The organism is Formosa agariphila KMM 3901, assembly GCF_000723205.1.
GTDB classification, from domain to species: domain Bacteria; phylum Bacteroidota; class Bacteroidia; order Flavobacteriales; family Flavobacteriaceae; genus Formosa; species Formosa agariphila.
In genome coordinates this window covers 1,807,275-1,828,868 of sequence record NZ_HG315671.1, presented here as the reverse complement: position 1 = coordinate 1,828,868, position 21,594 = coordinate 1,807,275, and the positions used below count along the sequence as shown (strand labels likewise).

The window sequence follows — 21,594 nt, the reverse complement described above, 5'->3', positions numbered from 1 at the left end:
AGGGGTAAAATATATGATGTGTTTTAAGTTATATCAAGACGTGTACACAAGCCTTAACCTTCTTTTCGCAAGACTTCTAACGGGGATCGTTGTAACACCGATTGAATATTACTTAATCCAATACCAAGTACCAATAGAGTAATGCCAGGTAAAATAACAAAAAACGGAATTCCTGAGGGTATAAAGGCTTCTTTAAACACAAATACAGCTAAACATAAACTTGCTATTAAAGCCAATAGTACACCAACCAAACTTCCTAAAAGGCCTAAGAAGAGATATTCAAAAGCAGAAATTTGTAAGATTTGTTTGTTTTTGGCTCCTAGTGTACGTAACAACACTTGCTCTTTTATCCGTTGATATTTACTGGTTCTAATCGAACCAATTAAAACTATTATTCCAGTAAAAATGCTGAAGAACGCCATAAAATTAATCACCCAAGACACTTTCTCTAAAATCGATTCTACCAAGCTAAACACTTGTCTTAAGTCTATAATAGACACGTTTGGAAAACGTTTTACCAAATCTTGTTGTAGGGCTGCCGAACTGCTTTCATCTTTTACTATGGTGGTTAACACATTAAATTGCGGGGCATCTTCTAACACGCCTTTTGGAAACACCACAGTAAAATTAAGTTGTACCTGAGACCAATCGACTTCCCGTATACTTCCTACCGTAGTTTCCATAAGTACCCCTTGCACATTAAACACTACCGAATCGCCTACACTTAATTTGGCATCTTCTGCGAGATTATCTGAAATTGAAATTTGTATCGGGTCGCCCGCTTGTAATTCGGGTATCCACTCGCCTGCTATTATGTGTTCTGAATCGATTAACGTATCGCGATACGTGGTTCTAAACTCATGATTTAACACCCATCTGCGAATTTGTCGTGTACTATCTTGGCGAATGGTGTTTACCAAATCTCCATTAATTTGTTGCATACGCATAGTAACTAACGGAATATTACTTAATACGGGTAAATTCTTAGACATAATACGCTGCGATACGGCTTCGCGCTGCTCCGGCTGTACATCTAAAATAATAATATTAGCGTCTTCGGTATGCTGACCGACTTCTGTTTTAGCTAATAATACAGCTTTGGTAAAATACAAGGTGCTTATTAAAAACGTTCCTAACCCAATAGCTACCACTAAAACCACGGTTTGATTGTTGGGTCTGAATAAATTTAATAAACTCTGTCGGGCTGTAAAGCTCCAATGTTTTGGAAAATAACGTTTAATGGTCTTTATAAACCCTAAAGCTACCAATGCCAATAATGTAAAGGTTATGACTGTAGCGCCCACAAAAAACAAGGCATATTTAGCATCTTTAATTAACCAAAACGAGAATAAAAATAGGAAAACTAAAATGGCTCCAAAAAGTAAAAAGCGTACGGACTTAGGTTCTTGGATTCCGTCTTCATTGACCCGTAACACCTCTAAAGGCGAAACATACCACGTACGAAGTAATGGTAAAAGGGCGAATAAAACCGACATGAATAACCCGAGTAACACGCCTATAAAAAGCGGTTGTGCTGAAATAGAAATGTCTAAAGTAAATGGTAAAAACTCTTGTAAGAGGTATGGAAATATGAGTTGAAGACCTACACCTATTAACGCTCCTATGGCACCGCCTAAAATTCCGATTCCTGCAATTTGAATCAGGAAAATCAGGAAACTTTGAAGTCTAGAGGCGCCCATACATTTTAGCACGGCTATGGCTTTTAATTTTTCTTTAATATAAATATGTACCGAGCTCGCAATACCAATACACCCTAGCAATAAGGCTATAAAGGCGGCTAGATTTAGAAACTTCCCAACATTGTCGTAGCGTCTACCCAAACGTTTAGACGTGCTGGTGTGCGTGTCTAAGTCGGCTTTTTCGAATTCTAATTTAGGTTCTAAATCGGTTTCTAATCGTTTTAAATTTAACGTATCGGAAGCTTTAAAGAAATACTGAAATTCTTTACGACTACCAAACTGCAACAGTGCTGTGGCATCGACAAACCGCCGCGGAATAACCACTGGTGGCGCAACAGAACTCGACACGGCAGAATTTCCGGGCATAGATTTTAAAGCCCCAACAATAGGTAAGGTTAGCTCTCCAATTTTTACAGAATCACCTGGTTTAGCATCAAACTGCAACATTAAGGTGGCATCTACTAAAGCACCACCAGAACGCTGATAATCTGTAGCTGCCGAAGCAGGCGTAGTTTCTATACTACCGTAAAATGGAAAGCCTCCTTCAAGACCTTGAACCTTTACTAATTTTGTACCGCCATTTTTGGGGAACGCAATCATAGACACAAAATTAACTTCGGAAGCGTCTGGTTGTAAAGAATCAATTATCGCTTGTGCACGAGCCGTGGGTTCTTGTTTGGAATCGATAATATAATCGGCGCCCATTAAAACTTTAGACTGACTTTGTAAATTATCTTTTAAATTAGAGCTGAACAGTTGAATTGAAACTACTGCGGCAATCCCCAAAATAATGGACGCCATAAAAAGTAATAAACGGACTTTACTCGCTTTGGCATCGCGCCAAGCCATTTTAAAAAGCCAAGAAAAGTTTAATTTTTTGAAGGTGTTAAAGTGACTCAAAGTGTTGCTGTAGGTTCGTTCGTGATTATTTTTCCACCTTTTAATTTTAAGATGTGTTGCGTGCGGTTGGCCAATTCTAAATCGTGCGTAATAATTACCAAAGTAGTGCCATGGGCTTTATTCAGTTCCAATAGTAATTGAATAACTTTCTCTCCAGTATCTTCATCTAAATTCCCAGTAGGCTCATCGGCAAACAAAATAGTTGGTGCATTTACAAACGCCCGCGCTAAGGCCACACGTTGTTGTTCGCCTCCAGAAAGTTGAGACGGATAATGATGTACACGGTCTTTTAAACCTACTTTGTCTAATAACTCTAAACTTTTTTCAGTAGCATTTTTAGCACCTTGTAATTCTAGAGGTACACTTACATTTTCTAAAGCAGTTAAGGTTGGAAGTAATTGAAAATTCTGAAAAATAAATCCCACCTTTTCATTTCGCAATTGGGCACGTTCATCTTCATTTAAAGCGTTTAAATCGACACCACATAATTCTACTGTTCCTGCATTGGGCTGATCTAATCCAGCGCATAACCCTAGTAATGTGGTTTTCCCACTTCCCGATGGCCCAACGATTGAAAATATTTGGCCTTGCTCGACATCGAACGCGATGTCATGCAATACCGTTAATTGTTTGTTACCGCTTGTATATGTCTTTTCTAAGCCAGTAATCTTTAATATCTTTGGCATATAATCTTATCTATTTAAATCTCTTTTTATGTACGCTGCTCAAAATAACAAATTGCATTCACATCTACCATCTTTCGGCATTCCGAAACTCATAAAGTTTTGTTATATTATTACGGCACTCCTACTCTATTCTTGTGGAGATGCGAAGACTGACAACACCACAAAAACACAGACTACTGATAATCAAACAGAAACCACAACGGCACCAGAAACAAAAGACAAAACCATTTTATGTTTTGGAGATAGTATTACCGCAGGATATGGTTTAGACGATACAAACGATGCTTATCCAGGGATTTTACAACAGACTATAGATTCTTTAAATTTAGGCTATACCGTAATTAACTCTGGTGTGAGTGGAGAAACCACTGCTGGTGGAAAAAGCCGGATTGATTGGGTAATTAAGCAAAAACCAACTGTATTCTTGTTAGAGCTAGGAGCCAATGATGGCTTACGTGGCGTACCAGTATCAGAAACACGTGCCAATTTACAAGCCATTATTAATGTGGTAAAAACTAAAAGCCCAGAGACAAAAATTGTACTTGCCGGCATGCAATTACCACCAAATATGGGTGCAACATATACAACCGAATTTAAAACTGTATTTTCAGATTTAGCGACCGAAAACAACATTGCTTTTATTCCTTTTATTTTAGAAGATGTGGGTGGTATTGCCAGCCTTAATCAAGGCGATGGTATTCATCCTAATGTTAAAGGGCATAAATTAGTAGCCAATACCGTTTGGGATGTTTTAGGGCCTTTGGTTATGTAACTTAATTATATGCTCTTTAACAATTTAAAGCACTTTAGTTAGATTACCATTTTAACAAAAACAGCAGCAGGTTACTCATGGTAACCTGCTGCTGTTTTATACTAATTCTGTACATGTGAAAACTAGAGTGCTTATAGTTTTAAATGATAAAAATAATCCACTACATGGTAAATTTCACCGTAATTAAAACCCTAAACTTTAAGCTTTGGTTTCATAAAAAAGCCTTCTTTTTTCTTGGTTTTATACAAGGTTAAAGTGGCCATAACACTCCAAATTAAATTGGCAACAAAAGATGGTAATGCATTATAATAATAACAGTTTATTGCTATTATAATTGCACCAAAAAGATTTAAGTACTTCGAGTAGTTTACGTACTTATTGTTTTCTATAAGGGTTAGTCCATATGCTAGAACTAATAAGCCAGATCCTGACCACCCTAATACATCTATTAACAATTTCATTTCACTAAATTTGATTCTGTTTTTGTAGTTAAATTAAAGTGCAAATGTCTTGTAAGAGGACTTATTTTAAATGATATAAAAGGCGCTAAAAATGGTAAATTTACGCCATTTTAAAAAAATCTATTTAAAACGATTTCTAAACTCTAAAGGCGTTACCTGCTGGTGCTTCTTGAAGTATTTTACAAAGTTTGTAGGTTCTTCAAAACCAAGTGTATACGCAATTTCTTTAACACTATCTGTAGTGTGTACCAACAAACGTTTTGCTTCTAATATTATTCTAGAATCTATCATTTGTTTTGGAGATTGCGCCATGATTTTTAATGTGGCCGCATTAAGGCGTTTTTCAGTAACTCCCAATTGCAAGGCATATTTACTCACCGACTTAAGCATATGAAACTGCTTGTCTAACACATCTCTAAACCTGATAACACACTCTAAATCTGGACCTTTGTTTAATTTTGTAGTTCTAATATTCTGACGTGCGCGTTCGGAAATTACAAGAATGTTCTGAAGATAATTTCGGAGAATATCCGACTGAAATGTATCAGCGTTAGTTTTTAATTCGGTTTTAATCAGCTGAAACGAGCTATTAAATATTTTAGTTAATCCCGTATTTAAGGTAATATTAGACACTGCATGTAGATCGTTAAACAACATACAACTTCTTAAAAACTTAGTATCGACTTCTGTTTTACAGAAAAAATTATCGCTAAACATTAAAACTTCCCCGTCTATGTATTCGGTGTCATCATAACGCTGCACACTATTTTTATCGACAAATAAAAGGGAATTGGGTTTAATGTCTATGGGATTAAAGTCGACCATATGTTTGGGACTGCCTTTTTTAAACCAGATAATTTGATAAAATTCTGTGCGGTGTGGTACCGTGAGTTCATCAAAAGATTTGGCATACAAATCCTTTAAATTTACGACTTCAAACTCGTGGAGTACGCCTGTTTTAAACCAATATTTTTTAATATCTGATATCACTGAAAAGCACCTTATTTAGAAAGCGCAAACATAGGATATTTTTTTATTGAACATATCAGGCAGGTATCAAAAAAAATCAGCAAATAATTAAGGTGTATGTTTTAACTAGTCAAGGCTTTTAAATCGCTCAGCACATTAGTAGTTGTTAAAGACGATGCAATCTATCCTCCTATGTTTCCTTTAAAAATATTATCTTACTAACATAAAACTAAAAGTGCCCATGGATAAGCGACCAAATACATATTCGAGACGAGATTTTGCAAAACTAACAGCTTTAGGATTAGGTAGTATTCCGTTGTATTCGTTTCAATCGGGATTAGAACATCGCAATTTTAATGCTGCAGACGAACTTGAAGTGCATTTATTTTCGAAACATTTACAGTTTTTAGACTACAACGCCATGTCTGAAGCTGCAGCTCAGATGGGCTTTGACGGCCTTGATTTAACCGTAAGACCAAAAGGTCATGTTTTGCCAGAACGCGTTACTGTAGACTTACCAAAAGCGGTTACTGCAATGAAAGCACAAGGACTTAAAACAAAATTGATGTCTACCGCTGTGTGGGACATTAGCAAGACTTCAGAAAAAACGGTATTAGAAACGGCTAGTCAATTGGGATTTACACACTACCGTACCAATTGGTTAAGTTATCCTGAGGACCGATCTTTAGACGACAGTTTAAAGTTATATGCTAAACAAGCCAATGCTTTAGAATTGCTTAACGCAGAATTGAATTTAATTGGTGGATATCAGAACCATGCAGGAAATCATGTAGGAGCAGCTATTTGGGATTTAGATACAATTTTAAAAGACCTGAAAGGCACACATTTAGGATGCCAATACGATATTAGACATGCCGTTGTTGAAGGAGCTAAAAGCTGGGAACTCGGATTAAGACGCATAAAACCGTATATTAATACCATTGTTATAAAAGATGTAAAATGGGGACTTGTAAATGGTAGTTGGGAACTTATAAACGTCCCATTAGGTGAAGGTATGGTCGATTTTAAACGTTATTTTTCTTTATTAAAACAGTATAACATTCAAGTACCCGTGTCGTTACATGTTGAATACGATTTGGGAGGTGCAGAACGTGGTTTGAACACGATTAGCATGCCTAGGCAAGAAGTACTAAGCCGTATTACCAAAGACTTAATATACTTAAGACAGGCTTGGAAAGACGCTTAGTATGTAATATAATTACGTACATTCTTAAACCTATTTAATGCGTAATCACTTTTGCCGATTGCTCCGCCCATTCTGGAAACACATTGGGGTCGATGTCGAATATAATCGTGCCCCAAAACAGCGTCATAAGTACGATAACAATAGTGGCAAATATGTCGATTATGAGTCCAGTTTTTATCATTTGAATCATTTTTAGTTTTCCCGTTCCAAAAACAATCGCATTTGGAGGTGTGGCAATGGGTAACATAAAGGCCATTGATGCCGCTAAAGTCACCGGTATCATAATAAGTAACGGATTCACCTGAATTTCTGTTGCCAATCCCGAAACAATAGGTAATAGCATTTCTGTAGTTGCTGTATTAGACGTAAATTCTGTAAGCACAGACATTAATGCTGTAAGCGTCCCCACCAAGTTAATAGCAGACATATTCCCTGTACTCGTTAAGAGTCCGCCTACATACATAGACAATCCAGAATCGATAAATCCTTTTGCTAAAGCAAAGCCACCACCAAATAAAAAGACGATATGCCAAGGTAATTTCGCCATGATTTTCCAACTTACTAAAGCTTCATTCTTTTTGGTTGAAGGCACAATAAATAATAACATGGCTATAAAAATAGCAACCGTACCATCATTTAAAAACTTAGGATTTTTAAACCAAGTGCTCCACCCCGGAATGCGTATAAATCCGAGATTTAAATCAGAACGAAACACCCACAACAAGGCCAAAGAAACAAACAATACAAATACCCGTTTTTGTTCGGCACTTACAACACCAAGCGCCTTATATTTATCCTTAAAAAATGATGCATCTAAAGTTTCTATTTTGCCTTTAGGTTTATAAGAGATGTATAATAAAGACAACGAGAACAGAAAAATCATAACCGTAATGGGAAACGCAAACGTAATCCATTGTCCGAAAGAAATCTCTGGCGCATTGGGATAAATAATTTCAAATATGCGTAAGAACGATAAATTTGGAGGCGTTCCCACTAGCGTTGCTATACCTCCAATAGAACAGGCATGGGCAATAGATAAGAGTAAACCTGCAGCAAACGCACTGATTTTTCCTTCGCCATAAACGTCCTCTAAAGCAGATGTTACCGAAAACGCAATGGGTAACATCATCATGGCCGTAGCAGTATTAGACATCCACATCGATAAAAATGAAGACGCGAGCATAAAGCCTAACATAATCCGAAACGGACTCCCTCCTACTACAGACAAAATCTTTAAAGCAATCCGTTTATGCAGGTCCCATTTTTCCATAGCCAAAGCCATAATAACCCCCCCGATAAATAGAAAAATGACATAATTTATATAGGCATCAGAAATATCTTTACCATCTAAGACGCCTAACACAGGAAATAAAATTATAGGAAGAAAAGAAGTGATACCAATTGGTAAAGCTTCTGTAACCCACCAAAACGCCATTAAAAAAGCAATGGCTGCTGTATAGGTTACTTCGGGTTTCCCAGGTTGTAATTCAACAAAGAAAATAATGCTGAAAAATATAAGTAATCCCACGATTATTAATTTCATATTAATCGCGGTGTTTGTCTCTAAAGCTGACATACCGTAGGTCGAGTTAGTTTGTTTTTATTGTTATATACACAAGATGTGGTTATAATTAATGGTTAATTAATTCATCCTGTCTTAAAACATAAGTTCTAAAAAACTTAGTGTAAACAAGTTATAAATTTAAAATGGTTTATGAATAGCACTCTATAAATAAATTGAAATTATTTTAGAGTGCTATTAAAACGTTTCAAGTAAATGCATTCAAACTTTAATGATTTGAGTCAAACAACCCAACATATAGGCCTTACATTTGGGTATAACCAAAAATTAAAAGCATGTCATTACTCACAATTATATTAAGTATATTATTACCACCAGTAGCTGTATTTTTAAAGCACGGTATTGGAACAACCTTATTAGTAAGTATTTTGCTAACCCTTTTAGGATGGTTACCAGGAGTAATTCATGCCTTTTATGTTAACAGTAAATAATTGATATTATGAAGAAAGATAAAAAGAACACAGATTATAATCCGGAAATTACAAAAGAAGACCAATCCATTTTAGGCGATAAGTCTGGAAATTTAAGACAAGATGGTGGCGATGATCAGTTACTTAAGAAACGTAGACACGAACCTGATTTTGCTGCTAATAACTTAGACATTCCAGGTGCGAGTCCGGCACGACCATTAACTAACGGAAAACCACCCCGTGATGAAGAAAATGAACATCACGGTTTAGGAACCGAACATAATGAAAATACTGAACGGCCTATCACAAAATCGGAGAGAGAATAAAGCGTTTTAATTATAAATTGAATCGTTTAAAACAGAAAAGCACTACATAAATTATGTAGTGCTTTTTGTTTATTCTTGTATTCTATACTTTAAAAATTCTAATTCGTTGGTTTTAATAACAAAGCCAAGCCTGACCATGCTATTAAATTGTTCGTAATTTATTAGGCTTTCGCCATATCCCGCAAAATACTCTAACATGAAATATTGATTGGTTGATTTAAACGGATTATAATATAATCGGGTGCGTATCGAGCCTTTCCAATCCCACTCCAAACCCTTTTTTAAAGCGATTTCGGCATTAAGCTTTTCAGGGATAATATCGTAAGAATACGTAAATTTAGATATTCCGATATAATCTATCAAATCGGGATTGTTTACTTTATCTACAAAAGGAGCCCACAACTCTACACTTAAAATACTTTTCTTACTTAAGGCTGTAGAATATTTTAAGTTTATACTATTCCAACTTCTAGAATAAATGCTATCTCGTCCGTTCGATTCATGATTTAACATTAACGAAACAATAGCTTTAGCCTCATCATTATTATTGTAAACCACTTTGCTTAATCCCACAGAAGGATTAAAATTTATCTCTTCAAACGGACTAGAAAATTCATAAATATTCCAAAACGCTTTTTGTGTATAGGTTACATACAAATAAGAATCCCAAACTATTGGATTCCGACTCAGCAATTGCTTAAAACTAATTTGATATTTAATATCTGCGGTTTCAGAATCCACATGCTTGTTGGTCGGGATCCCTGTAATGATGTAATTATCTTCGTGTATTGAAAATCGAGCATCTTCGTTAAGCGACCTATTAACTTCTTCACGGGTATAGGTTTGCGAAAATACGTGTGAGACTATAAAAAATAGTCCCAGTATTAGAAATTGCTTTCTCATAAAGTGTTTATAATTTTTTGAATTATGGCGGTTATCGTGTAACCCGAATTACCCAAGTGTATTCAGGTAAAGTCCTGCAAATTTAGTAATAATCGGGCGGTACTTTAATCCGTATCTTAAAAGTTTTGACACTATCGCGTTTAACGTTTCATTTTGTATTTCAATAGTACCGTGTATTAAAAATTATAAAGCTATTAAAATGAAACAGCATCCCCGTCGAGGATGCTGTTCTATTGTTTTTAAGTTCCAATTACTAATCGGTTCTACTCTAAGATTGCGATGCTTTTGGATAATCTGTATATCCTTTTTCTCCAGTGGTGTAGAAAGTATCTTTATCCCATTCAGCTAAATCTAAATCATTTTCGAAACGTTCAACTAAATCAGGATTCGAAATATATAACTTTCCATACGCCACTAAATCGGCATCTCCTGCTTCAATCACGTTGTTTCCTTGTGCTTTGTCGAAACCATTGTTTATCATTAATGTGCCATTGTATAACGGACGAAAATGTTTAGCAACTTCTGTGACAGCAAATGGAACATCGGACACATCTGTAAATGGTTCCGATAAATGTACATAGGCTAAATTATAGTCATTCAATCGTTTTATAATGTATTCAAAAGTTGGAATAGTTTCTTCATCTACAGTAATTCCAGACATTCCGTGAAGTGACGGATTAAAACGTGCACCTATTTTTTCTTGTGGAATCACTTCTTTTATAGCATCTAAGACCTCGAAAAAGAAACGTGAATTATTTTCTTTACTTCCGCCATAATCATCTGTTCTAGTATTAGAGCAGTTATTGAAAAATTGTTGAAATAAATACCCGTTAGATGAATGAATCTCTACACCATCAAAACCTGCTTCAACCGCATTTATGGCGGCATTTTGAAAGTCTTTAACTGTGCGTTTAATTTCTGCAACAGTCATTGCTTTTGGAGTCACGGTATCTTTAAACCCTTCTGGTGTAAAAGATTTTGCTTCGGGATTTATGGCTGAAGCCGACACAGGTAAATCACCATCATGAAAATCGGGATGCGAAATACGTCCCACATGCCATAACTGAATAAAGATAGTTCCGCCTTTATCGTGAACACGTTTAGTTACTTTTTTCCAACCTTCAACTTGTGCTTCTGTATAAATTCCGGGTGTATTAATATAGCCTGTAGCTTCTCGAGATACTTGAGAGCCTTCTGTAATAATTAACCCTGCGGAAGCACGTTGCTCGTAATATAATGCGTGTAACTCATCTGTAGGTTCTTTGCCCTCATTGTCGGCGCGACTTCTCGTCATGGGTGCCATTACAATGCGGTTATTTAGTTTTATATTTTTATTATATGGTGTTAATAGGTGTTGTTTACTCATTATGTTATGTATTATAATTGATGTTAGGTTTTAACTTGTTATATACTGATTGTTGATATTAAATAATCGATAAAAACACATTTAAAACAGACTACACATACATTATTATTTTAATTTCAGACCTCAATCCGAAAATCTAATACGCCGTTTTATCAACTTTTTTAGTCCACTCTTGAAAAGGTTCTAAGGCCATATCGCGTGCAAGTTGTTCAAACGGAATACTTCGTTTCTCGTAGGGTAATGGAATTTCCTTATAGATAAACGCATCGTCGAAACCAATGTGTGCAGCATCCTCTTGATTGCTTCCGTAGTACACTTTATCTGGTCTTGCCCAATAAATAGCGCCTAGACACATTGGACAGGGTTCGCAAGAGGTGTAAATTTCGCAACCGTCTAATTGAAACGCACCTAAGTTTTTACACGCATCACGTATGGCTGTCACTTCTGCATGCGCTGTTGGGTCATTAGTAGAAGTGACTTTATTATTACCACGTCCTACAATTTTTCCATCTTTAACAATTACACAGCCAAAAGGGCCACCTTCATTATTATTCATTCCTCTAAGCGCTGCAGCTACAGCTTCCTGCATAAATTTTTCTTTGCACATGTTCTTCCTAATTATCTTAAAAATGTCTTTTGTAATCCTCTAAAATACGAATGATAGTCTGTAATAACAGATTAATGCGCGTATTATTTTCTTCGGTTTTTTCGCCAAACCATATAAAGAATTACGGCTACGATAGGTAAAATGATAAAAACCACAATATTAAATGGGTCTGAAAAATCTAAAGGTTCATTGTCATCTGGATTAGGGGTTCCTAATGGTAACTGAGCAAATAATGTAATGCATCTGTGTATCATGATTTTGATTTTTTAAAATATTTAAATGCTGTTAAATGGGTGTTTATATGAACTAAAAACGAGGTTTCAAATCATTTAAACAGTTAATAATAAGATAAAATTTTGAAACAATTTGTGTCTGCCATCGAATGGGTTAACATCTATTATAATAGAGCTAAGAATAGGCACTTCTCGGGACTACCTTTACCAAAAACGAGAGATAACAGCGCGTTATTTGTCTTAAAAACAAAAAACAGATTATGGAAACTCAAACAAAAAAAGATACATTTAAAACTATAAATCCAGCAAACGGTAAGACGTTATCGACTTACACATATATGGATGATTCTACAGTAGAAAAAACAATAGAACACGCACATGAAGCATTTTTAGACTGGCGTTTTAAATCGTTCGAAGAGCGAGCTAAAATTATCACAGCCATTGGTGAAGAACTTCAGAATTACAAAACGGAACTTGCAGAACTCATGACCGACGAGATGGGAAAACTCCTCACTCAAAGTGAGCAGGAAGTAGACACGTGTACTGCAATTTGTGATTATGCTGCGACGCACGCTGCCGACATCTTAAAAAATGAAAAAAGAGAACTTGCCACTGGAGGCACAGGCATAGTAACCTACTCGCCTACAGGAATTATATATGGTATTCAGCCTTGGAATTATCCTTCTTATCAGGTAATTCGTTATGCTATTACCAATTTAATGGCAGGAAATAGTGTATTGCTAAAACACGCCTCTAACGTTACAGGAACAGCTAAATTATTAGAATCTATATTTAAGACGGCAGGATTACCAGACGGATTATTCTCTGTTTTAGTTATCAACCATGAGCAATCGGATGCTATTATTAAACATAAATTGGTACGTGGTATTACCTTAACAGGAAGTCCCGAAGCGGGTAAAAACATCGGAGAAAAAGCAGGTGCAGAAATTAAAAAATCGGTATTAGAATTAGGAAGTAACGATGCTTATTTAATTTTAGAAGATGCAGATATTGAAAAAGCTGTAGAAGAATCTGTAAAAGGTAGAATTTACAACAATGGTGAAACGTGTATTGCAGCAAAACGTTTTATAGCAGTTGATGCTGTCTACGATACATTTAAATCGGCATTTGTAAAAGCAATGTCCGAATTAAAACTTGGAGACCCAAAGGCAAAAGATTCTGAATTAGGACCTATGGCGCGTAAAGATTTACGTGAGAAATTACATGAACAACTGACTGAAAGTGTAGATAAAGGCGCAACAGTATTATGCGGCGGAAGTCCGGAAACTGGAGCGGGGTATTATTATCCAGCTACCGTTTTAGAAAATGTGAAACCTGGACAACCTGCTTACGATGACGAATTATTTGGACCTGTAGCAGCATTAATTAAGGCTAAAGATGAAGAAGATGCTTTTAGAATTGCTAACGATAGTCGCTTTGGACTTGGTGGTGGTATCTTCTCTAAAGATATTGAGCGTGCAACCCAATTGGCAGAAAAGCATTTTGACACCGGAATGGTGTTTATTAACTCTTTCGGACTTGCGCATCCTAACATGCCATTTGGAGGAGTAAAAGATTCAGGATTTGGTAGAGAGCATGGTGGTTTTGGAATGAAGGAATTTGTAAATATAAAATCTATTGTTATTCAAAACGCCTCATAGATTATAATTAATATTAAACCTAAAAAATCCCCTAAACATTGTTTAGGGGATTTTTTTATATCAATCTACTTTTCTCTATCTTAAGCTTCTCCTCTTGCCGGATAATCTTTATCTATAACAAAGTCTAATGACTTTAATAAATCTTCTAAACTTGGTCTAGCAAATGGCATGGTTTGAATTGATGATGCGTAAAGCGTTCTATCTGGTCGGATTAAATATAATCCTGGTTCAACAAACACTTTAGGTTCATCTTTTATTCCTTCAGAAATAAATAATCCCCATGTTCTTGCTTCTTCAATAGAAAAATTATAACCTACAGGTACGTTTGGAATGTCCCATTCTTTTACAGAAGCTGTGGCCAATTCTTTAGTATTCGCACTAATGGCTATAACACTTACCCCTTTATCTTTAAAGTCTTGCATATGCTTTTCAAGGGTTTTTAAATATGTTTTACAAACAGGACAATGTTTTCCTCTGTACACAATAATCATTGTAAAATGTTCTGGATCTTGTTCACTAAGTGTCCATGTTTTTCCGTCTACTAAATCTATTGTTAAATCGGGTGTTTTTGTTCTTGGTTTAATCATAATACGTAATTTTTTAATTTAATTTATAATATGTGGTTACTCTAAAAATAATTTATTGAATGTTTTGTAAGGCTTCTTCTATTGGAGTTTCTCCTTCTAGAATTTCGAATGTTGTGGTATTTGTAGTATGGTCGCGTAAAGCCTGAATAAGTGTTTGTGCCACATCATCGCGACTAATCTCGCCTTGTTTAGATAAGGATTTAGCCAATTGAATACGGCCTTGCCCAGCGTTATTATTAAGTGTACCAGGTCTTACAATGGTATAATTGAGTTTAGAATCTTTTAAGAAGACATCGGCATTGTGTTTTGCCTGTAAATAGTCTTGAAGTTTTTCGCTCTGTTTTGGGTTGTCTGCACCCATAGAACTTAACATAATAAATTTCTTGATATTTCCGGTTTCTGAAGCTTTAATCATTTTTATAGCCCCATCTTGGTCTACAGCTTCTACTTTTTTACCGCCAGAACCTGCTGCGAAAATAACATGTGTTGCTTCTACAACCGTATGAGAAACATCTTGTTCTAAATCGCCGTGAACCGTTCTAATATTTTGTGCTTTAAAGTTTTGTTCTTGCTCGGCAGTTCTTACCATAGCAATAGGTTCAAAATCTTGCGATGTTTTTAAATGATTTACTACTTTATGTCCAGTGGTGCCTGTGGCACCAACTACTAATACGTTTTCCATGATTTATGTTTTGCTGCAAGTTCTTCATTATTTAAAGAATTATTTGACTTGAAAACATATAAAACTAACGCAATTCGTTATCGCGGAAACATCTTTAAATTAAGATGATGTATAAGTAAATAAATAACAGCTATGATACGTAAACTGTACGGTTGAGATTGAACCTTTAGAAACCTACCACTCTATAGGCCTATAATCTTTAAGGAATTTTCCACACCAATGTTTACCTGTATTAATACCATCTAATAAAGGATCCATTACACGGGCAGCACCATCTACGATATCTAAAGGCGGCTGAAAGTCGTAAACCTCTTGTTTCATTTTTGCTAATTCGGCAGGGTCTTCGTCTGTCACCCAACCCGTATCTACCGCATTCATAAAAATCCCACTTTTAGCTAATTCTCCAGAAGCTGTATGTGTTAACATATTAAGAGCCGCTTTTGCCATATTGGTATGAGGGTGACGCGATTCTTTAAACACACGATGGAATTTCCCTTCCATAGCCGTTACATTAATAATATGTTTTTGCCCTGTGTTTTCTTTTTTCATTAGTTCGGATAAGCGATTACATAGAACGAATGGCGCTACAGCATTTACCAACTGTACTTCTATCATTTCTGTGGTTTCTATTGCACCTAATTTTAATCGCCAGCTATTGGATTTTCGTAAATCGACTTGTTGTAAATCGGCATCAAGTTCACCTTCAGGAAAAACCTCGTCTGCGACCAACGAGTTATCAAAACTATACGGTATTTGAGACAGTTTAGCAGAAGCTCTTAATCCGATTCCTGGTTCTGGTCCATGCCATGTTACGGGCATATTTTTATTAGATGACGCTCCTGAGGTTAGTGATTTTAATTCACTTAAACAGTTTGTATGATCGGATAACATATCCTGAACAGCCTGTGGTAAAGTTTCAATATCTGACTCTTCTTTCTCCATTAAATGGGCGTAGAAACCAGCAGGACGCCTTACAGTTTGTGCGGCATTATTAATTAAAATATCTAAACGCTCATATTTTTGTTCGATATAGTTACAAAATATTTCAACACTAGGAATGTGTCGTAAATCTAAACCATGAATATGTAAACGGTCTTTCCAAGTGTTAAAATCATCTTCTTTAGAAAAACGTATGGCAGAATCGATTGGAAAGCGTGTGGTTGCCACCACTGTTGCTCCACCACGTAATAACATTAAAGTAATGTGATATCCAATTTTTAATCGCGACCCCGTAATAACAGCAACTTGCCCATTTACATCGGCAGTTTGAAAACGCTTCGCATAGTTAAAATCGCCACAATCGGTACACATGGTATCGTAAAAGTGATGCATTTTAGTAAACGGTGTTTTACACACATAACAGTTGCGTGGCGTTTCTAACTCTATGGTTTTTTTATTACTAATATCTGCAGCAGCTAATAATTTAGGAGCCAAAAATATAGGCGTTTCTCGCGCATTTCTAATCCCAGTAATTTTACGTGCCACACGATCTTGAACTTCCTTTTTACGCTTAGCGTTCTTCTTTGCGTCTTTCTTACGTTTAGCAAACTCCTCGCGACTCGGTCTAGAAAACTGCCCAGTAGCTTTTATTAAAGCAATCCTTTTTTCCTTTGGAATATCGAAAATCAGGTTGGTATTGGTATTTAATTGTTCTAAAACAGACAAGCACTCGTCTATTTGTTTTTCACTCAACTTATTCTCAACGTCTCCTTCACTCTTTGCTTGCATATCTTAGTATTTAAGCTGCAAATATACTTTATAATCTTTGATTAATAATGAATCTAAAAATCAGTGCTTGAACCAATATTTATGATGATAAATAAAACCCTTAAACGCAAACATCCCATCTTATAAAGATGGGATGTTTAGTTATTAGTATTTTAAAAAGGTGTTAATTCACCGAAATTAAATTTACATCGAAAATTAATACAGAACCACCAGGGATAATGCTAGCACCGTAACGTCCGTACCCCAAATGAGATGGAATTAATAATGTTCCGCTTCCACCTTCATTAAATAATTGAATACCTTCTTGCCAGCCTTCAATAACATTATTTAAATAAAATGAAATTTCTGAAGGACTTTCATCAAATACTTCACCATCTGTAAAATACCCTTTATAGGTTACAGTAACATTAGAGTCTGCCGTTGGTTTTTCACCATCACCTTGTTCATCTATTACATAATACAAACCAGAACCAGTAGGTTGTGCGTTTAAATTGTTTGCTTCAATATAGTCTACAATTTCTTGTTCATTTTCAGCAACATAGTCAACAATTTCAATATCGAATACTAAAACAGAACCGCCAGGAATACCATTATAATCATTACTTCCATACGCCAAATGTGCTGGAATAATTAGTTGTCCGCTTCCACCTTCATTAAAATAAGGAAGCCCTTCTTGCCAACCTGGAATCACTTGTTGTAAATTAAAAGAAACGGGGGTGTCTTGTGTTTCAAAAACAGTTCCATCGGTATACATTCCAACATACGTTACAGTAATGTCTGATGTTGCTGTAATTTCAGCACCAGAACCTACTTCATCAATAACATAATATAAACCTGATCCTGTCCCAATTGCATCTAAATTGTTTGCTGCAATATAGGCTTCAATTTCTTGTTCATTTTCAAGAGAATAATCTTTAATTGAATCGTCTGAGCTACAAGAGACAAAAAACACTACTAAAAGTGCCATACATACTGATTTCATATTTTATTTTTTTATTTAGGCACAAAAGTAGAGAATTGAAGTAGTAACACATTGTCGAAAATGTTAAAACATTTAACGTTAAAATAACTTTACTATAATCTTAAAATTCATCAATAAAAACAAGGAAAAGCAAGTAAAAACATAAGTTTTTTGTTAAAATGAAAGGTTTGAAATTATTGATTAAAAATGAAATAAAAACAAAAGCTTAAAAAAGGACTAAACCCCTATATTTGCGCCCATGTGGATGTATTTAGGCCTATTATCGGCTGTATTTTTAGGGTTACATAATTTATGTAAAAAACATGCAGTACAAGGAAACGAAGTTTTCCCTGTACTGTTAGGGACTATAACTTCAGGGTTTTTATTGATTTTACCGTTTTATTTAGGATCACAGTATGACCCAGAATATATGAAATCGTTGGGGTTTTATATTGAAGATATCCCCTTAAAAAAACATGGATTTATTTTTATTAAATCGGGTATAATGGCGGCCTCTTGGGTTTTGGCGTACCAAGCATTAAAGCATTTGCCGATTACTATTGTCACGCCTATTCGTTCTGCTGGTCCATTTTTCACCTTTATAGGTGCCATTTTTATTTATCAAGAGCGCCCAAATCTATTACAATGGATTGGTTTCTTTTTAATTATTGGATCCGTTATACTCTACTCTAAGATTGGTAAAAAAGAAGGAATTGTCTTTACCCGCAATAAATGGATTTTTGCTATTATAGCCGCCACCTTTTTGGGTGCCTCTAGTGGTTTATACGATAAATTTTTAATTCAGAATCTAACATTGAATCCGCAAACCCTTCAATTCTGGTTTTGTTTTTACACCGTACTTATATTGCTTATTATTATGTCTTTTACATGGTTTTCTAAACCCGAAAAAAGAAAAGCATTTAAATGGCGTTGGTCAATTCCTGCAGTTGGGGTGTTGTTACAAACAGCCGACTACTTTTACTTTAAAGCGTTACAAGACCCCGAAGCACTAATCATGTTATTATCTGCCATTAAACGCAGTCAGATTATAATTGCAGTAGTTATTGGAGGTCTTATTTTTAAAGAACAAAACAAACGAAAGAAATTGGTGCCTCTAGCCGGCATTATGTTAGGTGTGTTCTTGATTTTATATTCTTAAACTACCATAATAATGCCTTCTAAATAAAGTAAGGAGATTAGAACATGAAAAAGCCAGCTATAATAATATAACTGGCTTTAACGGATTTAATTGAACAACGGATTTATATTATTGATTTAAATAGGTAGTTGCTACCGAAGTACGCTGTACCACATGACTATTTAATGTGTTTATTGCCGTTTGAAAATCTGAACTCGAATTTAAGAACGTATATCCGCTAACTTCTGTAGTAGCATAAGGTTCTACTAAAGCGGCATATGTAGCATATTTAGCCTGAATACTACTGGTATTAAAAGCATTGTCTATGGTTTCTTGCACATAGGCATCGTAAGTAGCTTTATAAGTTTCGTCTGCATACAAATACCCAATTAAAGGCCAACTAGACGAACTAACATCTGAAAAATCTATAGCTACTGCACCTTGAGCATTACCATTCTGTAAGGCTTCATTATTGTCCCACGGAATCCAACTTAGTTTATCATCATCAGGATTGTTGTATAAAAAATAATTGTGAGTCATACGTCCATATGTATCCCAATTCTGAATTACGGTATTTACCGCTAAATATTTCAAGAAGGTATTGGTATCTAAAATTGACTCTAATTCTGCACGCCAAGCTTCTGGATCTGTAGTTCTGTTAGAAGCATGTAATGCGGCAAATAATTCTTCTATATCGCTAAAATCCGCATCATCTTCATTGGTTTTTTTAACAAAGTCATCTTCGGAAAAAGACCCCTCAGCAAAACTTGCACTATCACCATCTGGCTTGTACAGGTTTCCATCATTATCAGAAAACTGCGTATCGATTACGGTATCGTCTACTTCTTCTACCATAGTATAGACACCAAAATATTCTGGTCCGTCACCATGATCCACATAAACGGTGTAAAAAGCAGTATGCGACACGGCTAAACCAGCATCTCTAAACACATCGGCAGCGACTTTTTCGCGTAACATCGATTTGTCGTTATAGTTGTTTTTTAAACTCAATTTCTTAAATCCGTAAAAACGCTGATTATCAATTTGCGGATATTCATCTTCAAACTCATCAAAATCTAGTTTGAATGATAATTTTAAAATTCCAGCCGACCAACTCGATTGTAAACTAGAATTTCCTTTAAAACGAATCCCTACGCGATACCACTCTTTACCTTCGTAAAACACTTCGCCAGGCACAAAAATGGGATCTTCGTCGGAGTCAATTAAACCGTTACCTCCAGAATGCGAACCAAATGTGCCATATAATGTGGTCATATCTGTTAGCATACTATTCCAACGGTCCTCGGTAATTATAATATCCAGACGCTTTACTGCGTCATCTTCAAAAACTTCTTCAAAATCGGGATCGGCATCTTTACTATGCGTTTCTGTTGTCCAATCTGTGGCTTCAAAATCGGTATCATCAAAGACAACTTCGATGTCATCGGTGTCATCAATCTCCGTATCTGTGTTTGTAGAAGTGGTATCGTCTGAACACGAATACATAAAAACCAGTTGCATGGCTAAGACCAATACTATACTTACTTTTTTCATTATTGAATACTTTTTAGTTGTTATCGTATATCAAATATGAAGTAAAATTGAATGGTAAAATTGAAGATTCAACGAAGTACAGCAACTTTTCTGTGAAACAGGAATTATAGTCTTTAAACGACATTAAGTGTTAACTAATTCCCTTTAATTCTCAGCCAAAGTTCTTGTAATAACCCTTTGGCATCTTCAGGATTTTTAGGTGTTTCTTTAAAGTAAATTTCACCGTTTTCGTCGTGTACTATTTCGTATTGAAACACAAAATTATCGGCATTTGGCCCCATGCTTAAAGTACCAAAACGAAGATCATTAAAGTATAATGTATCGTCTTGTTTTGAAATGGTATACCAGCCTTTAGAAATATGAATCATGCGCTGCATTTTTTCATTCGATTTTAAATCGGCAATTAATTCATGTTGCTTTAAATACTTATGAAATGTGATGGGTTTTGTGTCGAAAAACGAATAATCGCCTACCAAATAGGCGTCTTTAGTATCTACATTTGCAGTCCATAACACCGTGTTTAAGGGTGCTGGACGCGTGTCTAAATCGGAATACGTTATATACTGTTGTCGTAAAGCTGATTCAAATTTAGTGAATGCTACTCCTTTTAAAATTAAGCTTAGCACCAAGTACGATGAACTGAATATAAGTCCTATATTATTATAAGTTCTTCGTTTAGCATCAGTGCGTTTTCGACGCATGGCTAATATTAAAAATACTATAAAAGGAACGGTATATAAAGGATCGATTACAAAAATATTCTTGTAAGCTATTCTTAAATCTAAAGGCCAAAACAATTGCGTTCCCCAAGTGGTATGTGCATCTAAAAGCGGATGTGTTATAAACGCCCAAAAAAACAACCACGACCAGTCTTTTACACTTTTATAACTATCGTATTGCGTGACCAACCAGCCAAAGATAGGTGCAAATACTACCGAAAACACTATGGAATGTGTAAACCCTCTATGGATTTCTAAAGCAGTCACCGTATCTGTAACATGAGATGCCAGAACATCTAAATCTGGAATGGTACCAGCAATAGCACCGTAAAGCATGGCTTTATTTCCAATTTTTCTTCCGAGTACAGCTTCGCCAACTGCTGCTCCTAATACAATTTGAGTAAGTGAGTCCATAAGACTACAAACTTAATTGAAGTTCGGG

Annotated in this window: 21 protein-coding genes; 6 read left to right on the top strand and 15 right to left on the bottom strand. The window is 35.6% G+C overall.

Annotated features, from left to right (window positions below):
* Positions 1-53: 53 nt before the first annotated feature.
* Together BN863_RS07890 and BN863_RS07885 are read right to left on the bottom strand one after the other, a co-directional pair.
* Positions 54-2,549 (bottom strand): ABC transporter permease, encoded by a 2,496-nt coding sequence (locus BN863_RS07890; protein WP_038529356.1) that lies wholly within the window; start codon positions 2,547-2,549, stop codon positions 54-56.
* 47 nt (positions 2,550-2,596) lie between these two features.
* Positions 2,597-3,286, bottom strand: coding sequence for an ABC transporter ATP-binding protein (locus tag BN863_RS07885; RefSeq protein WP_038529354.1), 690 nt, complete (start codon positions 3,284-3,286; stop codon positions 2,597-2,599).
* Between the two features lie 28 nt (positions 3,287-3,314).
* On the opposite strand from BN863_RS07885, the gene BN863_RS07880 reads away from it, so the two are divergent.
* On the top strand, positions 3,315-4,058 hold the full coding sequence (locus BN863_RS07880; protein ID WP_038529351.1) for an arylesterase: 744 nt from the start codon (positions 3,315-3,317) through the stop codon (positions 4,056-4,058).
* Between the two features lie 191 nt (positions 4,059-4,249).
* Here the strand turns inward: BN863_RS07880 and BN863_RS07875 are convergent, their stop codons facing one another.
* The gene (locus BN863_RS07875; RefSeq protein ID WP_038529349.1) at positions 4,250-4,519 is read right to left on the bottom strand and encodes a CBU_0592 family membrane protein; all 270 of its coding nucleotides are present in this window, start codon (positions 4,517-4,519) and stop codon (positions 4,250-4,252) included.
* A gap of 120 nt (positions 4,520-4,639) precedes the next feature.
* Entirely contained in the window at positions 4,640-5,509 is an 870-nt protein-coding gene (locus BN863_RS07870) for a helix-turn-helix domain-containing protein (protein WP_148304580.1), read from the bottom strand.
* Between the two features lie 220 nt (positions 5,510-5,729).
* Here BN863_RS07870 and BN863_RS07865 point away from each other — a divergent pair, with 220 nt between their 5' ends.
* Entirely contained in the window at positions 5,730-6,695 is a 966-nt protein-coding gene (locus BN863_RS07865; RefSeq protein WP_038529344.1) for a sugar phosphate isomerase/epimerase family protein, read from the top strand.
* A 34-nt stretch (positions 6,696-6,729) separates the two neighbouring features.
* Here the strand turns inward: BN863_RS07865 and BN863_RS07860 are convergent, their stop codons facing one another.
* Entirely contained in the window at positions 6,730-8,238 is a 1,509-nt protein-coding gene (locus BN863_RS07860) for an SLC13 family permease (protein ID WP_242404085.1), read from the bottom strand.
* A gap of 314 nt (positions 8,239-8,552) precedes the next feature.
* Between BN863_RS07860 and BN863_RS07855 the strand changes: the two genes are divergently transcribed.
* Both BN863_RS07855 and BN863_RS07850 read left to right on the top strand, forming a co-directional pair.
* Positions 8,553-8,708, top strand: coding sequence for a YqaE/Pmp3 family membrane protein (locus BN863_RS07855; RefSeq protein ID WP_038529340.1), 156 nt, complete (start codon positions 8,553-8,555; stop codon positions 8,706-8,708).
* Positions 8,709-8,716: 8 nt separating this feature from the next.
* The gene (locus BN863_RS07850; protein WP_038529338.1) at positions 8,717-9,013 is read left to right on the top strand and encodes a hypothetical protein; all 297 of its coding nucleotides are present in this window, start codon (positions 8,717-8,719) and stop codon (positions 9,011-9,013) included.
* A gap of 69 nt (positions 9,014-9,082) precedes the next feature.
* On the opposite strand, the gene BN863_RS07845 is transcribed toward BN863_RS07850, so the two are convergent.
* From BN863_RS07845 to BN863_RS07830, 4 genes are all read right to left on the bottom strand, one after another.
* Positions 9,083-9,916 carry a phospholipase A gene (locus BN863_RS07845; protein ID WP_038529336.1) on the bottom strand — a complete coding sequence of 278 codons (834 nt, stop codon included), beginning with the start codon at positions 9,914-9,916 and terminating at the stop codon, positions 9,083-9,085.
* A 268-nt stretch (positions 9,917-10,184) separates the two neighbouring features.
* Positions 10,185-11,282 (bottom strand): alkene reductase, encoded by a 1,098-nt coding sequence (locus BN863_RS07840; protein WP_038529334.1) that lies wholly within the window; start codon positions 11,280-11,282, stop codon positions 10,185-10,187.
* A 136-nt stretch (positions 11,283-11,418) separates the two neighbouring features.
* On the bottom strand, positions 11,419-11,889 hold the full coding sequence (locus tag BN863_RS07835; protein ID WP_038529332.1) for a nucleoside deaminase: 471 nt from the start codon (positions 11,887-11,889) through the stop codon (positions 11,419-11,421).
* Positions 11,890-11,972: 83 nt separating this feature from the next.
* Entirely contained in the window at positions 11,973-12,143 is a 171-nt protein-coding gene (locus tag BN863_RS07830) for an adenylosuccinate synthetase (protein WP_038529330.1), read from the bottom strand.
* Between the two features lie 239 nt (positions 12,144-12,382).
* Between BN863_RS07830 and BN863_RS07825 the strand changes: the two genes are divergently transcribed.
* Positions 12,383-13,783, top strand: coding sequence for an NAD-dependent succinate-semialdehyde dehydrogenase (locus tag BN863_RS07825; protein ID WP_038529328.1), 1,401 nt, complete (start codon positions 12,383-12,385; stop codon positions 13,781-13,783).
* Positions 13,784-13,863: 80 nt separating this feature from the next.
* On the opposite strand, the gene BN863_RS07820 is transcribed toward BN863_RS07825, so the two are convergent.
* The 4 genes from BN863_RS07820 to BN863_RS18945 form a co-directional block, all read right to left on the bottom strand.
* Complete coding sequence (locus BN863_RS07820) at positions 13,864-14,370, bottom strand: peroxiredoxin-like family protein (protein WP_038529326.1); 507 nt, start codon at positions 14,368-14,370, stop codon at positions 13,864-13,866.
* A 52-nt stretch (positions 14,371-14,422) separates the two neighbouring features.
* Complete coding sequence (locus tag BN863_RS07815) at positions 14,423-15,052, bottom strand: SDR family oxidoreductase (protein WP_038529324.1); 630 nt, start codon at positions 15,050-15,052, stop codon at positions 14,423-14,425.
* A gap of 174 nt (positions 15,053-15,226) precedes the next feature.
* On the bottom strand, positions 15,227-16,780 hold the full coding sequence (locus BN863_RS07810) for an SDR family NAD(P)-dependent oxidoreductase (RefSeq protein ID WP_038529322.1): 1,554 nt from the start codon (positions 16,778-16,780) through the stop codon (positions 15,227-15,229).
* A 163-nt stretch (positions 16,781-16,943) separates the two neighbouring features.
* The gene (locus tag BN863_RS18945) at positions 16,944-17,762 is read right to left on the bottom strand and encodes an FKBP-type peptidyl-prolyl cis-trans isomerase (RefSeq protein ID WP_084817490.1); all 819 of its coding nucleotides are present in this window, start codon (positions 17,760-17,762) and stop codon (positions 16,944-16,946) included.
* 238 nt (positions 17,763-18,000) lie between these two features.
* Between BN863_RS18945 and BN863_RS07795 the strand changes: the two genes are divergently transcribed.
* Positions 18,001-18,900: a DMT family transporter gene (locus tag BN863_RS07795; protein ID WP_038529320.1), complete on the top strand. Its 900-nt coding sequence runs from the start codon at positions 18,001-18,003 to the stop codon at positions 18,898-18,900.
* 108 nt (positions 18,901-19,008) lie between these two features.
* On the opposite strand, the gene BN863_RS07790 is transcribed toward BN863_RS07795, so the two are convergent.
* Positions 19,009-20,433, bottom strand: coding sequence for a CotH kinase family protein (locus BN863_RS07790; protein ID WP_038529318.1), 1,425 nt, complete (start codon positions 20,431-20,433; stop codon positions 19,009-19,011).
* A 134-nt stretch (positions 20,434-20,567) separates the two neighbouring features.
* Positions 20,568-21,566, bottom strand: coding sequence for a metal-dependent hydrolase (locus BN863_RS07785; protein WP_038529316.1), 999 nt, complete (start codon positions 21,564-21,566; stop codon positions 20,568-20,570).
* Positions 21,567-21,594: the final 28 nt, after the last annotated feature.

Excerpts from the sequence above, each read along its gene's own strand:
- BN863_RS07890 (WP_038529356.1), bottom strand. The coding sequence starts at position 2,549 with ATGGCTTGGCGCGATGCCAAAGCGAGTAAAGTCCGTTTATTACTTTTT.
- BN863_RS07885 (WP_038529354.1), bottom strand. The coding sequence starts at position 3,286 with ATGCCAAAGATATTAAAGATTACTGGCTTAGAAAAGACATATACAAGC.
- BN863_RS07880 (WP_038529351.1), top strand. The coding sequence starts at position 3,315 with ATGTACGCTGCTCAAAATAACAAATTGCATTCACATCTACCATCTTTC.
- BN863_RS07875 (WP_038529349.1), bottom strand. The coding sequence starts at position 4,519 with ATGAAATTGTTAATAGATGTATTAGGGTGGTCAGGATCTGGCTTATTA.
- BN863_RS07865 (WP_038529344.1), top strand. The coding sequence starts at position 5,730 with ATGGATAAGCGACCAAATACATATTCGAGACGAGATTTTGCAAAACTA.
- BN863_RS07860 (WP_242404085.1), bottom strand. The coding sequence starts at position 8,238 with ATGAAATTAATAATCGTGGGATTACTTATATTTTTCAGCATTATTTTC.
- BN863_RS07855 (WP_038529340.1), top strand. The coding sequence starts at position 8,553 with ATGTCATTACTCACAATTATATTAAGTATATTATTACCACCAGTAGCT.
- BN863_RS07850 (WP_038529338.1), top strand. The coding sequence starts at position 8,717 with ATGAAGAAAGATAAAAAGAACACAGATTATAATCCGGAAATTACAAAA.
- BN863_RS07845 (WP_038529336.1), bottom strand. The coding sequence starts at position 9,916 with ATGAGAAAGCAATTTCTAATACTGGGACTATTTTTTATAGTCTCACAC.
- BN863_RS07840 (WP_038529334.1), bottom strand. The coding sequence starts at position 11,282 with ATGAGTAAACAACACCTATTAACACCATATAATAAAAATATAAAACTA.
- BN863_RS07835 (WP_038529332.1), bottom strand. The coding sequence starts at position 11,889 with ATGTGCAAAGAAAAATTTATGCAGGAAGCTGTAGCTGCAGCGCTTAGA.
- BN863_RS07830 (WP_038529330.1), bottom strand. The coding sequence starts at position 12,143 with ATGATACACAGATGCATTACATTATTTGCTCAGTTACCATTAGGAACC.
- BN863_RS07825 (WP_038529328.1), top strand. The coding sequence starts at position 12,383 with ATGGAAACTCAAACAAAAAAAGATACATTTAAAACTATAAATCCAGCA.
- BN863_RS07820 (WP_038529326.1), bottom strand. The coding sequence starts at position 14,370 with ATGATTAAACCAAGAACAAAAACACCCGATTTAACAATAGATTTAGTA.
- BN863_RS07815 (WP_038529324.1), bottom strand. The coding sequence starts at position 15,052 with ATGGAAAACGTATTAGTAGTTGGTGCCACAGGCACCACTGGACATAAA.
- BN863_RS07810 (WP_038529322.1), bottom strand. The coding sequence starts at position 16,780 with ATGCAAGCAAAGAGTGAAGGAGACGTTGAGAATAAGTTGAGTGAAAAA.
- BN863_RS18945 (WP_084817490.1), bottom strand. The coding sequence starts at position 17,762 with ATGAAATCAGTATGTATGGCACTTTTAGTAGTGTTTTTTGTCTCTTGT.
- BN863_RS07795 (WP_038529320.1), top strand. The coding sequence starts at position 18,001 with ATGTGGATGTATTTAGGCCTATTATCGGCTGTATTTTTAGGGTTACAT.
- BN863_RS07790 (WP_038529318.1), bottom strand. The coding sequence starts at position 20,433 with ATGAAAAAAGTAAGTATAGTATTGGTCTTAGCCATGCAACTGGTTTTT.
- BN863_RS07785 (WP_038529316.1), bottom strand. The coding sequence starts at position 21,566 with ATGGACTCACTTACTCAAATTGTATTAGGAGCAGCAGTTGGCGAAGCT.